10 protein-coding genes, 2 pseudogenes and 1 riboswitch are annotated in these 15,384 nt (G+C 32.9%); of the genes and pseudogenes, 8 read left to right on the top strand and 4 right to left on the bottom strand.

Translation table 11 applies throughout. The annotated features are described in order from the left end of the window. The first annotated feature begins 545 nt into the window (after positions 1-545). From brnQ to abc-f, 5 genes are all read left to right on the top strand, one after another. Complete coding sequence (brnQ, locus tag COI44_RS15215) at positions 546-1,901, top strand: branched-chain amino acid transport system II carrier protein (RefSeq protein ID WP_098428721.1); 1,356 nt, start codon at positions 546-548, stop codon at positions 1,899-1,901. A gap of 129 nt (positions 1,902-2,030) precedes the next feature. Continuing rightward, on the top strand, positions 2,031-3,419 hold the full coding sequence (locus tag COI44_RS15210) for an amino acid permease (protein ID WP_098428720.1): 1,389 nt from the start codon (positions 2,031-2,033) through the stop codon (positions 3,417-3,419). A gap of 269 nt (positions 3,420-3,688) precedes the next feature. Then, a riboswitch (cobalamin riboswitch) is annotated at positions 3,689-3,887 on the top strand. A gap of 147 nt (positions 3,888-4,034) precedes the next feature. After that, the gene (gene metE, locus COI44_RS15205) at positions 4,035-6,323 is read left to right on the top strand and encodes a 5-methyltetrahydropteroyltriglutamate--homocysteine S-methyltransferase (protein ID WP_098428719.1); all 2,289 of its coding nucleotides are present in this window, start codon (positions 4,035-4,037) and stop codon (positions 6,321-6,323) included. Between the two features lie 16 nt (positions 6,324-6,339). Continuing rightward, complete coding sequence (locus tag COI44_RS15200) at positions 6,340-6,834, top strand: acyl-CoA thioesterase (RefSeq protein WP_098428718.1); 495 nt, start codon at positions 6,340-6,342, stop codon at positions 6,832-6,834. A 421-nt stretch (positions 6,835-7,255) separates the two neighbouring features. Further along, positions 7,256-9,088 carry a ribosomal protection-like ABC-F family protein gene (gene abc-f, locus COI44_RS15195; protein WP_098428717.1) on the top strand — a complete coding sequence of 611 codons (1,833 nt, stop codon included), beginning with the start codon at positions 7,256-7,258 and terminating at the stop codon, positions 9,086-9,088. 105 nt (positions 9,089-9,193) lie between these two features. Here the strand turns inward: abc-f and COI44_RS15190 are convergent, their stop codons facing one another. Next, on the bottom strand, positions 9,194-10,012 hold the full coding sequence (locus tag COI44_RS15190) for a YitT family protein (RefSeq protein ID WP_098428716.1): 819 nt from the start codon (positions 10,010-10,012) through the stop codon (positions 9,194-9,196). Between the two features lie 165 nt (positions 10,013-10,177). Here COI44_RS15190 and exaC point away from each other — a divergent pair, with 165 nt between their 5' ends. Then, the gene (gene exaC, locus COI44_RS15185; protein ID WP_098428715.1) at positions 10,178-11,695 is read left to right on the top strand and encodes an acetaldehyde dehydrogenase ExaC; all 1,518 of its coding nucleotides are present in this window, start codon (positions 10,178-10,180) and stop codon (positions 11,693-11,695) included. 139 nt (positions 11,696-11,834) lie between these two features. Further along, positions 11,835-12,107 (top strand): hypothetical protein, encoded by a 273-nt coding sequence (locus COI44_RS15180; RefSeq protein WP_098428714.1) that lies wholly within the window; start codon positions 11,835-11,837, stop codon positions 12,105-12,107. 223 nt (positions 12,108-12,330) lie between these two features. Here the strand turns inward: COI44_RS15180 and COI44_RS15175 are convergent. Both COI44_RS15175 and COI44_RS15170 read right to left on the bottom strand, forming a co-directional pair. Continuing rightward, positions 12,331-12,706: pseudogene (locus COI44_RS15175) on the bottom strand (hotdog family protein). 135 nt (positions 12,707-12,841) lie between these two features. Continuing rightward, the gene (locus COI44_RS15170; protein WP_098428713.1) at positions 12,842-13,168 is read right to left on the bottom strand and encodes a YnfA family protein; all 327 of its coding nucleotides are present in this window, start codon (positions 13,166-13,168) and stop codon (positions 12,842-12,844) included. A gap of 269 nt (positions 13,169-13,437) precedes the next feature. On the opposite strand from COI44_RS15170, the gene COI44_RS15165 reads away from it, so the two are divergent. Beyond that, positions 13,438-14,778: a PQQ-dependent sugar dehydrogenase gene (locus COI44_RS15165; protein ID WP_098428723.1), complete on the top strand. Its 1,341-nt coding sequence runs from the start codon at positions 13,438-13,440 to the stop codon at positions 14,776-14,778. A 146-nt stretch (positions 14,779-14,924) separates the two neighbouring features. On the opposite strand, the pseudogene COI44_RS15160 reads toward COI44_RS15165, so the two are convergent. Beyond that, positions 14,925-15,337 (bottom strand): annotated as a pseudogene (locus COI44_RS15160) (VOC family protein). Between the last annotated feature and the right edge of the window lie 47 nt (positions 15,338-15,384).

The following is a 15,384-nucleotide window of genomic DNA, read 5'->3' as shown; positions in this document are numbered from 1 at the left end:
TCAAATGATTATTATAATACATAGATGGTCCGACTTAATTGATTTATAAATTGATAAAATGGGCTGTTATGCTACTCTATGTAAAAGATATATAATTAGGTTTTTAGAGTATTCATTTTTATATGAATAAGTTAATTGGAACAAAAGGGATGCTAGACTCCTATGGGATAAGCGGNNCCCATGGAAAGCGAGCATCCCGTAGTGGAAATCAACATTTCACTCTACTCCTTTTACGAAAATTTGGTAATTATTGACAAGTTTGTATTTCAACAGCGTGAAAGCACCCCAGTTTATCGACTGAGGTGCTTTTTTTTGTCTTATATTCTCTTAAATCCCAACTTAAATGCCCTAAAGAAATAGCGAAACGACTGAATTGGTTTTATAGATTTGAAAAATTTGTGACAAAATATAATAATGCGAAGAAACAATATTTTATTATAATAAAATTTAATTGAATTTGATGAAAATGTGAGGTAAGATTGTTTGGTCTGAAAATTAGTCCAATTGGGAAACTTTATACAAATTAATAATCGGAGTTGTTGTTTATGTCACCAAGAGTACCTAATACTTTTATAATCATTCTAGGTTTTATGTTATTTGCACTGTTTTTTGGAGCAGGAAATTTAATTTTCCCACCCATACTTGGACAGTTAGCCGGAAAAAACTTATGGATCGCCAATGCAGGCTTTTTAGTGACTGGAGTTGGATTACCCTTGTTAGGTGTTACAGCTTTTGTTTTTTCAGGTGAAAAAAATTTGCAATCATTAGCTAGACGTGTACATCCGTTGTTTGGTATTGTATTTACTACGGTTCTTTATCTAGCAATTGGTCCTTTTTTTGCTATCCCTAGATCAGGGAATGTATCGTTTGAAATTGGCGTTAAACCTTTTTTATCAAATGATGCAAGTCCTGGTGCATTAATCATATTTACAATCTTATTTTTCACAGTTACATGCTTGTTATCACTTAATCCTACAAAGATTATTGATGTAGTTGGAAAATTTCTAACTCCTATTAAATTAACGTTTATCGGATTGCTTGTTGTTATCGCTATTGTTCATCCAATTGGGAAATTTCAAGAGCCATTTAAAGGATACACAACAAATGTGTTTTTTAAAGGTTTCCAAGAAGGCTATTTAACAATGGATGCTCTTGTAGCTTTTGTTTTTGGAATTATTATTGTAAACGCAATTAAGGGAAAAGGAGTTACTAATAAAAAACAGCTTATGATCGTTTGTGGAAAGTCAACAGCAATAGCTGCTTCACTTTTAGCAATAATCTATTCAGCTCTTACATATATGGGGGCTTCTAGTGTTGAGAAACTTGGTCGACTAGATAATGGAGCTGAAGTTTTAGCGAAAGTATCAGACTATTATTTTGGTTCTTATGGGGCAATATTATTAGGTTTAATGATTACAGTGGCATGTTTGACTACGAGTGTAGGTCTAATCACTGCTTGTTCTACTTTTTTTCATGAATTGTTTCCAGCCATTTCTTACAAAAAAATTGCGATCATTATGACTGTATTTAGTACACTTATAGCAAATATAGGGTTAACACAGCTAATTAAAGTTTCAATTCCTGTATTAATGACACTATATCCTATCGCTATATCCTTAATTTTCTTAACATTCTTACACTATACATTCCAAGGTAGGTCAGAAGTGTATCAAGGCAGTTTGATCTTAACTTTTATTGTGAGTCTATTTGATGGGTTAAACTCAGCTGGAATACAAATTGAAGTAATTCATCATTTATTCACTAAGTACCTCCCGTTGTATAGTTTAGGTTTAGGTTGGATATTTCCAGCTATTATTGGTGGTTTTATTGGTTATTTTATTAGTATTTTACGTAAGAAAAATAAGAAAAATATTCCAAGTTCAATTCGAAAGATCAGTTAATGATAGGAAGATAAAGAAGCTTTTTAACTGTAAATATTCTAAAGTAAGTTTGTAAAGGATTTAGGGGAGAAGTTTTTAAGTTTGATTCAAAAAGTGACACTTGTTTCATCAGAAAGGGGAGGTAATAGAATGGCACAAAAGGAATTGAAAAAAGGATTAAAAGCGCGCCATATTCAGATGATTGCATTAGGCGGTACAATCGGTGTAGGATTATTTATGGGTTCAACGAGTACAATTCATTGGACAGGCCCATCAGTAATGCTTGCTTATGCAATTTCGGGGATTTTTATCTTTTTCATTATGCGTGCAATGGGGGAAATGCTATACCTAGAGCCAAGTACAGGTTCATTTGCGACATTTGGCCATAAATATATACATCCTTTAGCAGGGTATATGACTGCTTGGAGTAACTGGTTCCAGTGGGTTATTGTTGGAATGTCAGAAATTATTGCAGTTGGGGCATATATGAAGTACTGGTTTCCAGACCTACCTGCTTGGATACCAGGAATAATTGCAATTGTGATTCTTGGTGTAGCAAATTTAATTTCCGTTAAATCATTTGGTGAATTTGAATTTTGGTTTGCATTGATTAAAGTCGTTACGATTTTATTAATGATTGTTGCAGGGTTTGGTCTTATTTTCTTCGGTCTTGGAAACGGTGGAAATGCGATTGGACTTTCTAACCTTTGGAAAAATGGCGGATTCTTTACAGGTGGTTGGTCAGGTTTCTTCTTTGCACTTTCACTAGTTGTTGGAGCTTATCAAGGCGTTGAATTGATTGGTATTACAGCTGGAGAAGCAGAAAATCCGAAAAAAACATTAAAAGAAGCGATTCAAAGTCTTATTTGGCGTATTTTAATCTTCTATATTGGTGCTATTTTTGTAATTGTAACAGTTTTCCCTTGGGATCAACTAAATTCGATTGGTAGCCCGTTTGTTGTAACTTTCGCAAAATTTGGTATTACAGCTGCAGCTGGAATTATTAACTTTGTCGTAATCACTGCTGCATTGTCTGGTTGTAACAGTGGTATTTATAGTGCAGGTCGCATGCTTTATACATTAGGTATAAATGGACAAGCACCAAAATATTTTACAAAAGTCTCAAATAACGGAGTGCCTTTATTCGGTACGTTCGGTGTACTAATTGGTTTAGTAATTGGCGTTATTTTAAATTTTATTGCACCAAAAAACTTATTCGTGTATGTATACAGTGCAAGTGTACTTCCTGGGATGATTCCGTGGTTTGTCATCTTAATTAGTCATATTCGTTTCAGAAAAGTAAAAGGAGATGAAATTAAAAATCATCCTTTTAAAATGCCTTTTGCACCATTTACTAACTACTTAACATTAGCCTATTTAGTTATGGTATTGATCGGTATGTGGTTTAATGATGACACACGTATCTCACTTATTGTAGGGATTATTTTCTTGGCAATCCTTGTCATTTGTTTCTATGCTTTTGGTATCGGAAAACGTGTACCATTAGATGCTCAATCAGATGAAGAAATAGCTAATTAATACATTACTTAGTTTGATGGTAAGATGTTTCTTTGAAAAATAGCTATTCAATAAAAATATAAATTTTATAAACAATCAATGCGTTCGTATGATTAGATCAAACAGTAATTAAACTGGATGAGATTAGTATACGAACGCATTTTTTAATTACCTAAATTACTAAATCGACAGCATTTATTTAACCCCTAATAAAAATTTTTTTAAATTAGTACGAAAAATAAAAAATAAATATTTTGACTATTTTTGCATTTTATGACAAAATGATGAAAACTAAATAGTAGGGAATAGGTGTAAATGAAGTTCAAAGTTTGAAATCATTTACTTAAAAGGGAAGTTTGGTTTAATTCCAACACGGTCCCGCCACTGTAATAGAGGAGTAAATATGAAGATGCCACTTATTAATATAGGGAAGGCTTTTATTTACAAAGATTCTTAAGTCAGGAGACCTGCCTATTCTAACGACGCTGTTTGACCTACGAGAGATAGGGAGGTGCCTTATGGAAAGAAAGCTTAAGTTAACGTACTCTAATTATTTATGTTTTCCAACTTAAAGGCATTTTTGTCTCTTATGAGATAAAAATGCTTTTTTATTTTAGTTAAAAGGAGAGGGAAAAAGTGGTACATATAAGTAATCTAGGATATCCGAGAATTGGTGAAAATCGTGAGTGGAAAAAAACGTTAGAAAGCTTTTGGCAAAAGAAAATTAATCAAGAAGAATTTGAGAAGGAAATGAAATCACTGAGATTAGGCTCAATAAAGAAACAGCACGATTTAGGTGTAGAGCTGGTCCCTGTAAATGATTTTACGTTTTATGATCATGTGTTAGATTTTGCTACTATGTTTGGTTGGATTCCTGGTCGATTTGGTGAAATAAATGAAAGACCAAGTCTAGATACGTATTTTGCATTAGCAAGGGGTAGTAAAAACATTGTAGCTTGTGAAATGACGAAATGGTTTAATACAAACTATCACTATATCGTTCCTGAATATCAAAAAGAGAAGCAATCTAAATTGCTATTCAATAAGCCATTAGAAGCATACAAAGAGGCTTTAATTGAGTTTGGTATAAAAACGAAACCTGTCATTCTAGGAATCTATTCATTTGTACAGTTAGCAAAAGGTTACCAGGAAGAAGAAAAACGAAACATAATAAATAATCTAGTAAACCTTTATATACAAATGCTTAAAGAGCTAGAGAATGAAGGTGTTGAATGGGTACAAATTGATGAACCATGTTTTGTGTTAGAGGAGTCAAGCGAAGATATTCGTTTTATGAAAGAAGTTTATGATCAAATCACAAAAGCTGTACCTACATTATCAATCATGCTTCAAACTTACTTTGAAGCAGTTGAACAATATAAAGAACTAATTTCATTCCCAGTAGCAGGCATTGGTCTTGATTTTGTTCACGGTAAAGATGGAAATTTAGAGTCGATCCTGAAGTACGGATTTCCAAATGACAAGGTACTAGGCGTAGGAATACTTAATGGGCGTAATATTTGGAGAAATGATTTAAATGATTCCATTGATTTTTTAAATTCTCTTAAAAAAGAAATAAGCCCAAAAGATTGGTGGATTCAACCTTCTTGTAGTTTGATTCATGTACCAGTTACAAAAGTTGAAGAGAATTTATTAAATGAAACATTGTTCGAGGCATTATCGTTTGCCGATGAAAAATTAGAAGAGTTAGTTATACTAAAAAGTTTATTAATAAACAAAGCGAGCAAGTTTGATCATGAAGTTAAATATGCAAGTAATTGTTTAGGAAATTTAAAACAACTTAGCAAAAAAAATCATTTAACTCGTAATGAATTAGAATCCATTAATGAAGAAGATTTTAGAAGACCAGTACCATTCCATTTAAGATATCCATTACAAAATAAAGTAATGAATTTACCGATTTTACCAACGACTACAATTGGAAGTTTCCCTCAAACGAAGGAAATTAAACAAATAAGACAGCAATGGCGCAAAAGAACGATCGATGATTCAGAATATATGAATCAAATTAAATTGAAAATTAAAGAATGGATTGAAATTCAAGAAAATATTGATATGGATGTATTAGTACATGGTGAGTATGAGCGTACGGATATGGTTGAATATTTTGGTGAGAAACTAGAGGGATTTGCATTTACGAAAAAAGCGTGGGTTCAATCTTATGGATCGCGCTGTGTTAAACCGCCAATTATTTTTAGTAAAGTGGAATTTACAAAGCCAATTACTGTAAATGAAACTGAGTATGCACAAAGCTTAACAGCTAAACCAGTCAAAGGGATGTTAACAGGTCCAGTTACAATATTAAATTGGTCGTTTGTTCGTGAGGATCGTACAAGAGAGGAAATAGCAAATGAAATTGCACTAGCTTTACGTAAAGAAGTAAAAGCACTTGAAACGGCTGGCATTTCAATTATTCAAGTTGATGAACCTGCAATTCGAGAAGGTTTACCATTGAAGCAAAAAGATTGGAGTCAATATTTACATTGGGTAACGAGAGCATTTCGTTTAGCTACTTCAAGCGTCCGAAATGAAACGCAAATACATACTCATATGTGTTATAGCAATTTTAGCGATATTATGGACACAATTATTGATTTAGATGCAGATGTTATTTCAATTGAACATGCAAGAAGTCATCAAGAATTTTCTACTTATTTATCTGAGTCCCCTTATCCATTTGGAATTGGTTTAGGCGTGTATGATATTCATAGTCCGAGGGTACCATCGGTTGAGGAAATGGAAGAAAATATTATTAGTTCTTTAAAAGTGTGTGAAGCAAATAGATTTTGGGTTAATCCAGACTGTGGTTTAAAGACGCGCAATGAAACTGAGGTAATAGATGCCTTAACAAATATGGTAAAATCTGCGAAAAAAGTTCGAGAAAAATATTATTCAATTATTTAATGATAGGGTGAAATCGATGAGTGGTAGATATGTAAAAGAATCCAGAGTATTTGATAGTAGTAGAATATTTCCAACTGATTTAAATAACCATGGTACCTTATTCGGAGGGAAAATGCTTGCCGCAATGGACTTAATTGCCTCCATTTCAGCTACAAAGCATTCAAGAATGGAATGTGTAACCGCATCGATGGATTCAGTAGAATTTTTATGTCCAGTTCGTGAAAGTGACTGCATTTATTATGAATCGTTCGTGATCTTAACAGGTTCAAGCTCAATGGAAGTATTTGTTCGAGCTACTGCCGAAGACCTACTTTCAGGTGAAAAAAGAGTTGCTGCAACATGTTTTGTAACATTTGTTGCACTAAAAGATGGAAAACCACATAAAGTAGTAGAGGTAATTCCAGAAACTGAGGAAGAAATTAAATTACAGCAATTAGCATTTAAACGATTAGAAAGTCGCCAATTAAGAAAGAAATTGAGTAAGGAACTGGCATTAATTTGGAATGAATAAAAAGAATGCATTGAAATCATACTAAAAGTAAGCTAAGATTAAATTAATAATTTTAAGGAGGCATCAAATTTAGACACTATGTACAATATCCGATAACTTTTTAAGCTAATTAATTTTATAGCAAAAAAGTACTCTGCCTGAAATCAGAGAAATTGGATAACTATGTCTATTTATGAGCCTAAACTAATATTAAATTAATCCATTGTCTTAAATGCATGGTTTATTTACTAATATATTTCATTTGAAATATATTTTAACGTATATATATTTATATATATACACGGCTTATTAAATCACATCCAATTTACACACAGGCAGATACTGCTTGTGTGTTTTTTATTTTCTCTTGTTAAAAATACTTTCGAAAACAGATTGAATTTTTAAGCAGAGTGATCTTTAAAAATCGGATGGAGTGAAGTATATGTTTATAATAAAAGCATCGAATATAGAAATAGAATTAAACGGTAAAACAATTTTTGAAAATGGAAACTTAGACATAAAAGAAGGTCAAAGGGTAGCATTAATTGGTGAAAATGGTGTTGGAAAGTCAACATTTATTAATGCCCTTTTAGGTAATATTCCATTGGAAAAAGGAATGCTGCAAATTCACTATTCAAAAGATGAAATTGGATGGCTTTTAACAGATGAAGAGAATCAGGATAACCTTTCAGCTAGGGAAGTGATCGAATCGTTGGATCAAGAGCGATATTTCATCAAAAAGAATTTAGAAAAGTATTTACTTGATTTGTCTAATGAAGAAAACCTTGCTAAATATAACGAGAGTTTAAGTAAATATTTAGAATTAGATGGCTATGATTGGGAAACAAAAATAGATCAAGTTTTGAAGAAATTTCAATTACCGCAAGAGTTGTGGAATATCCCATTCAGTCATTTAAGTGGTGGACAAAAAACAAAAGTCAAATTAGCAAAAGTAATGATGAAGCAACCAAAACTATTAATTTTAGATGAACCAACAAATCATTTGGACACTGAGTCAATCCAATGGTTAACGGAATGGTTACAAAACTTTAAAGGTAGTGTACTTTTTATTTCTCATGAACGACAATTCATTGATGATGTTGCGACTATGACAGTTGAATTAACCGAAAGTGGTACATTTGAGTATAATGGTGGCTATTCAACATACAAAATACAAAAAGAACATGAGCGAAAAACTCAGCAAGCACAATATGAAAAACAAGAAGCGGAAAAGAAAAAGCTGATTGAAACAATTAACCAATATAAACAATGGTTTACAAGCTCGCATAATGCAGCCAGTGAACGTGATCCTTTTGCTAAGAAAAAAGCAGCAAAAAACGCATTAAGATTTAAATCAAAAGAAAAGGATTTAGATCGATTAGAGAAAAGAAAAGTTGAAAAACCAAAGGAAGTTAAAACAATTTCAGCGAGCTTTGAAAATGATTCATTTTCAGCAAAACAAATGATTACATTTGATAAAGTTGATTTTTCATATGATGAAAAATCGTTATTTAACCAAGTAGATTTTATTTTAAATCGAGAAGATCGATTAGCTGTAATCGGAAAAAATGGTTCAGGAAAATCTACATTTTTAAAATTATTAACAGGATTAATGATTCCTAATAATGGATCTGTAAGACAAAATCCTCAATTAAAAATAGGTTATTTTATGCAAGAGCTTGAAGCGTTAAATGAGGATTCAACAATTTTAAATGAAATTTTATCACTTCCAAATATGACTGAAACAGAAGCAAGAACAATTTTAGCATGTTTCCTTTTTAGAAGAGAGGATGTTTACAAGAATATTGCTCAACTAAGTATGGGTGAGAAATGTAGAGTTGCTTTCGTAAAGTTATATTTTTCTGATTCTAATCTACTAGTGCTTGATGAGCCAACAAACTATTTGGATATACACACGAGAGAAAGAATTGAGGAAGCATTAGCTGCATATCCTGGAGCTGTAGTTGTAGTGTCACATGATCCATATTTACTAAAAAAGGTTTCAAATCGTGTAATTCATATTGAAAATGGAAATCTTTATGAATTCAAAGGATCTTTTGCAGAATGGAGCGGAAGACAAAACATCTCAAACGATCAGCAAACTTTATTAAATGAACGAATTAAATTACAACTAGATATAGCTGCAATGAATGCAGAAGAAAAAGATACGGATGAAGAAAAGAAAGCTCAAATTTCAAAAATCGTCAAGCTACAAAAGGAACTTGATGGAATAAATGAGAGATTATTGACAGAGAGGAGGGAGAAAAAAGGGTAAGAGCATAAGAACTTATTAAAAAAAGCGCAGGGAAAATAAAAAACAAATCACTTAAGTTGGATTACTTATAGTGATTTGTTTTTTATCTTATAATCCGAGTTTTACTTATCCTGCCTTTAGTACATCATTTACATCATGTATAACGACAAATGCTTTTGGATCAATTGTGTGAATAATTTTTTTTAGTTCAAATAGTTCTTTATTATTTAGAATAATGTATAAGGACTCTTTTCTTAGGCCTGAGAAATGGCCTTTTGCAGGATAAATTGTTACGCCTCGATTCATTTCATTTGATACGATTTGTGCAATTTCATTTGCTTGATCGGAAATAATCGTAATCGCTTTTTTAGGATTTAATCCTTCCATAATAAAATCCAAAACTTTTATACCGATATAAATAGAAATTACAGTATATAGTGTTTTCTCAAAGCCGATGACAAAATAACCACCTAAAACGACAATTAGATCAAATAATAGTAAAGATTTACTAATACTCCACCCAAAGGATTGATGCACCATTTGAGCAAGAACGGTCGAACCACCAGTTGTACCACCCGCACGAAAGACAATTCCTAACCCCAGACCAATTAAAACACCAGCAAAAATAGTACCTAGTAAAGTTTCACTAGTAGGTACGCCATAACCGTCGGTAATTCGTAAGAAAAATGAAATCGCTATTATGGAAATAACTGTATAAATTATTAGTTGTTTCTTTAAATATTTATATCCAATTATTAACAAGGAAGCATTTAAAACAAAATATACGACATCAGGTGACCAGTTAAATAGATAATAAGTAATCATCGTAATGCCGGTAAAGCCACCCTCAGCTAATTTATTCGGTATAGCAAAGAAGTTAACACCGACTGCAAATATAGCTGATCCAACAAGGAGATATAAAATATCTACGAAGTTTTTACGCACAGTTACCCCTCATTTTCTAACAGATTTTTTTCACTTCTATCATTCTACCTAATAATGAGTTTTGAATCAAAAAATTTCTACTAAACAAATTATCTATTATTAGTCATAGTTAGTTACACGCATTCATAGGTTTATAAAGAGACAAGCTATTAAGGGGGAATCATTATGGTATTTGCAACACCTGGAAAATCTGGTTCATTAATTACGTTTAAAAATCGTTATGACAATTTTATTGGTGGGGAATGGGTAAGACCAGTAAGAGAACAGTATTTTGGAAATGTATCGCCTGTAACTGGACAAGTCTTTTGTGAGGTAGCTAGATCGACTTCAGAAGATATCGAAAAAGCACTTGATGCAGCACACGGTGCAAAAGGTAAATGGGGGAGAATGTCAGTAACTGAGAGGTCAAATATTTTACATAAGATTGCTGATCGTATGGAAGCAAATAAAGAATATCTTGCTGTCGCTGAAACTTGGGAAAATGGTAAACCTGTTCGTGAAACGTTAGCTGCAGATATTCCTTTAGCTATAGACCATTTCCGTTATTTTGCCGGATGTATCAGGTCGCAGGAAGGATCACTCGGTGAACTTGATGGTGATACAGTTGCATATCATTATAAAGAGCCATTAGGGGTTGTCGGCCAGATTATTCCGTGGAACTTCCCAATATTAATGGCTGTATGGAAGCTTGCTCCAGCCTTAGCTGCAGGGAATTGTGTTGTTCTAAAACCTGCTGAGCAAACGCCAACTTCAGTATTAGTTTTAATGGAACTAATTCAAGATTTATTGCCACCTGGAGTTGTTAACGTTGTAAACGGATTTGGGCTTGAAGCAGGTAAACCGTTAGCTTCAAGTGATCGAATTGCAAAAATTGCATTTACTGGTGAAACTTCAACTGGGCGACTAATTATGGAATATGCTTCAAAGAATTTAATTCCTGTTACATTAGAATTAGGTGGTAAATCTCCTAATATATTCTTTGAAGATGTAGTAGACAATGAAGAGTTTTTCGATAAAGCACTTGAAGGCTTTACGATGTTTGCTTTAAATCAAGGAGAAGTATGTACATGTCCTTCAAGAGCGCTTATTCATGAATCAATCTATGAGGAATTTATGGATAGAGCAGTAAAACGTGTTAAAGCGATTAAACAAGGAAATCCATTGGATCCTCAAACAATGATCGGTTCTCAAGCTTCGCACGAGCAATTGAATAAGATTTTATCTTATTTTGAAATTGGAAAGAATGAAGGTGCAGAAGTTTTAGTTGGTGGTAGTCGCAATGTTCTTGATGGAGAATTAAAAGATGGCTTTTATGTAAACCCTACTATTTTTAAAGGGAACAATAAAATGAGAGTATTCCAGGAAGAAATTTTTGGCCCTGTTGTTTCGGTTACTACATTTAAAAACAAAGAAGAGGCATTGGAAATCGCTAATGATACATTATATGGATTAGGAGCGGGTGTATGGACTCGTGATATGGATACTGCTTATCGATTCGGACGAAACATCGAAGCAGGTCGAGTTTGGGTAAACTGCTATCACGCATATCCTGCACATGCAGCCTTTGGTGGGTATAAAAATTCAGGAGTAGGTCGTGAAACGCATAAAATGATGTTGGACCACTATCAAAATACAAAGAATTTACTAGTTAGTTATTCACCGAGTAAACTAGGATTCTTTTAAAAATTTACACTCCAGTATTCATTTACTGGAGTGTTTTTACTTAAATAGAAAGCAAAATAATAATTTTCTAAAATCCATACATAAAAACTAGTAGTTATTTAATATGTTAAATAAAAAGTATAAATTGGAGGGACTAAATATGTTAAATCTAGCAATCTATGTATTTATGATTATAGTACTGTATAGTTTCATTCAATTATATTTAAACCGAAAGTGGAAATTAATCTATACTACGTATGGATACCAAAACTATTTTATGATTATTGGAAAATTGAAGAAGAATGGGATTGCGTATAAGACGAAATTACCGATGAATTTTAGTGGTAGGAGATTTAATGAGAATACTCAATATGATATATATGTAAAAAAAGATTTAGAGCATTTGGCATTACAGTCTTTATATCAAAATTAAGAGAGTGATTTTGATTTTTGCCAAAGTAGCCAATTGTAGGATGTTCGTGTTTTGAGACTTTGGCCATTGTCAGGTTGGCTGCAATGTGGTCTAAGTCTTATCGCTTCTACAATAGCAGCCGGGAATCCTTCATTTAGTTGCTAGAAAAGAAGAATGCTAGTTTCCACTGCAGTGTACTCGTTTTTTTACTTCATATTTTGTCCATTATGTTCATTTTCCTTGGTTATAATATTACTCCTGTAAAGCTCCCACTTAATACTTGTTTTTTATTCTGATTGGTACATAAGAAGGATGACAAGATCGATATTCGATTCTCTTTTTTTTCAAATTTCTCAATCGTAACTTCACAGATTATGGTATCACCTGAGTAAACTGGTCTTGAAAATTCGAAATTTACCGTTCGTGCTAGTACGGTATGATCTCCACCTATTTTAGTTGGTAAAGTTGCAGTCAACAAACCTTGAATGACAAGTCTTCCATGTTCGTCAGGCGTGATATGGTGTGCGCTGCGCATCACCAGAAACCTTCCTAAACAATTCAACGTCTTCTACCGTAAAAGTTCTTTCAAATGTAATAATATCGCCTACTTGTAATGACAATTTTTCCCTCCTTTATAATAAAAACATTAATTTTCTTAATTAAATAGTTCAATTTCTTCTTGTACTCCTTCAAATTCTTAAATAAAAAATCGACTAAATAGTCGATTTGCTGTTTGATATCATTACGCAAGGGTATTAATTACGAGGTGCCCATAAAATGACAGACACACCGATTAAACAGATTGCTGCACCGATCCAATCATATAAATCAGGTGATTTTTTATCAACACCCCAGCCCCATAAGATTGAGAGAACGATAAATACGCCTCCATAGGCAGCATAAACTCTACCAAAGGATGGGGAAATTTGGAACGTTGCAATGACACCATAAACTGCCAAAATGATCCCTCCGATTAATCCTAAATAAGCAGATTGACCTTCTCTTAGCCATAACCATATAAGGTATCCTCCGCCAATTTCAGCTAAACCGGCTAATAAAAAAATAAATATTGCAGTGATCAATGTTCCTTCTTCCTTTCTATTAAAAGACAAATTGATAAAAACATATGTACAGGTATATGCCCTTTATTCTAACAATAAAGACTAAAAGAAACTATCATTCTATTTGAATCATAAAAAGTTTTCATCGTCCTATTAGAAATGAATTTCGGTACTAATAGAACTATTCCCTTCATAATTTTATAGAAGAAAATAATATGAAGGAGGTGTATTGTTAGTTGCTAAAAGTTAATTTACGTCCAGTTGTTAGTAAGATTAATTTACCAACCGTAATGAAAACAGCTATTCTTCCAGGTGATTCAGTTGAAAGATTATTTATTGCAACACAGGTAGGCGAGATTTTTTACATAGGAAATGGTGAAATCAGGACTTTTTTAGATATTCGCCCTCGGGTATTAAAATTAGGTGATTCTGGAGGCTATGATGAACGCGGATTGCTTGGATTAGCATTTCATCCTAATTTTTATCATAACGGGTTGTTTTATCTTCATTATTCAGTAGCTGGTTCCGGGGGGCCAAGTGCTCTTTCTAACCCTTTTAAACCGAATCCATGTGATCCCAAAACATTAAATTTGAAATGGCTAAATAGGGAAACTCAATATAACCATATTGATACAGTTGAAGAATGGGTTCTACAAACAAATGGTCAGCCTCAAAAAAGACGGACATTATTGAATATCAGAAGACCGTTCTTGAATCATAATGGGCTTAACACCTTAAATTTTTCACCTGAAACAAGTAAACTTGTTTTAACAACAGGAGACGGTGGATCAGGCTATGACCCGTTTAACTTAAGCCAAGATAATTTGGAAATTGCAGGTAAAATAATTGAAATTGATGTAGATAGAAACATAAACGGCAATAATCCACCTATTGTCACTCGTTTTAATGAACTTCCAACAAGTATTCAAGAAACACTTACAGTAATAGCTAAAGGGGTTCGTAATATAACAGGTATTTCATATCAAAGATATTATAATCAATATATTAAATATGTTGGAAATGTCGGTCAGGATTTGGTCGAGTCGCTTTTTTCATTTGTTCATTATAAACCAATTCCGGTCACTCAATTAATCGATATGAATTCAGATTCTGAGATGGACGGATTTATTAACTTTGGCTGGAGAGGTTGGGAAGGGGCTTTTCCTACTTCAACAATAAAAGGATGCACAGAAAATCCAGATTTGGATGAGAAAACAATAGCTTATTATGATCAATCAGTAACACTTTCAGCGAGCCGTCTTCAACCTTTAACAAGTTATTTTCATAAAGATCCAAGACCAGATAAATTTGAAGGAACTGCACTTACTGGAGTCAAGCCATACATGGGAAATGAAATACCTAGTTTAACTGGTGGCGTTGTGTTTACCGATTTGGTACAAAAAGGATCTCAAGCACAGGTTAAAGGAGTATTAGCTTATACGAAATTAAGGCCAGATGGTAAACAAAGTGATTTCAGTGTCATACAAACAGATTATGACTTTGGATCTCAACCGGCCTATTATCTAGGTTTGGGAACGAATTTAAATCAAACAAAAATCTATTTAGCAGTTTATGGTTCTATGAAAGTGACTGACTTAAACATGGGTACGATTTTTGAAATTGTACCGTGAACTTTTAGTCGATTTGTGTTTTATGAGTTTAACAACCACGGAGGAATTAATACACTCCAGTGGTTGTTTTAATAAGCGGATAATTGATTGAAAAATGTATAAATACAAGATTCCAATCAGACCTTGGGACGGAGCATGTATCTAGGTTAATCATTACTTAGAGCCTTTGAAATTTTTTTACCATTTCGATCGTCAAAGCAAGAAACTTCAATCAATAAATTATTAAACGTTGTGAAATAAAAGCCATAACTATTACCTCTCACTGTATAAGGTTCCTTATCTATTTGGATGCCCCCAGCTATTAAACGGTCATATTGTTGTTCGACTTCACTTGCCGTTTCCACTAAAAAACCTACATGAAAAGCTTCAGGGTATTTAATTTCCATTTGCTTCTTAAATGCCTTTGGATCACTTAATACGAGAATAAATCCATTCTCATCACTTAACACTACAAGAGCTTTTCCTTTTGTTCTAGAAATTTAAAATCAAAAAATGTTTCAAAGAATTGTCTAGCTTCTGATAAATCATCAACACATAAATTTAAATGATTCAACCTCATTCACTTTTCTCCTTTTAACAAAGATAGTTTGATCTAAATCTTTTCTT

This window comes from Bacillus sp. AFS088145, from assembly GCF_002564465.1.
In the GTDB taxonomy this organism is placed as follows: Bacteria; Bacillota; Bacilli; order Bacillales; family Bacillaceae_G; genus Gottfriedia.
The sequence above is the reverse complement of the archived record's forward strand: the minus strand, read 5'-3'. Positions and strand labels throughout refer to the sequence as shown.

What these genes read in the sequence shown, in the direction of transcription:
- brnQ (WP_098428721.1), top strand. Translation starts at nt 546, where the DNA reads ATGTCACCAAGAGTACCTAATACTTTTATAATCATTCTAGGTTTTATG.
- COI44_RS15180 (WP_098428714.1), top strand. Translation starts at nt 11,835, where the DNA reads ATGTTAAATCTAGCAATCTATGTATTTATGATTATAGTACTGTATAGT.
- COI44_RS15210 (WP_098428720.1), top strand. Translation starts at nt 2,031, where the DNA reads ATGGCACAAAAGGAATTGAAAAAAGGATTAAAAGCGCGCCATATTCAG.
- COI44_RS15165 (WP_098428723.1), top strand. Translation starts at nt 13,438, where the DNA reads ATGAAAACAGCTATTCTTCCAGGTGATTCAGTTGAAAGATTATTTATT.
- exaC (WP_098428715.1), top strand. Translation starts at nt 10,178, where the DNA reads ATGGTATTTGCAACACCTGGAAAATCTGGTTCATTAATTACGTTTAAA.
- abc-f (WP_098428717.1), top strand. Translation starts at nt 7,256, where the DNA reads ATGTTTATAATAAAAGCATCGAATATAGAAATAGAATTAAACGGTAAA.
- COI44_RS15200 (WP_098428718.1), top strand. Translation starts at nt 6,340, where the DNA reads ATGAGTGGTAGATATGTAAAAGAATCCAGAGTATTTGATAGTAGTAGA.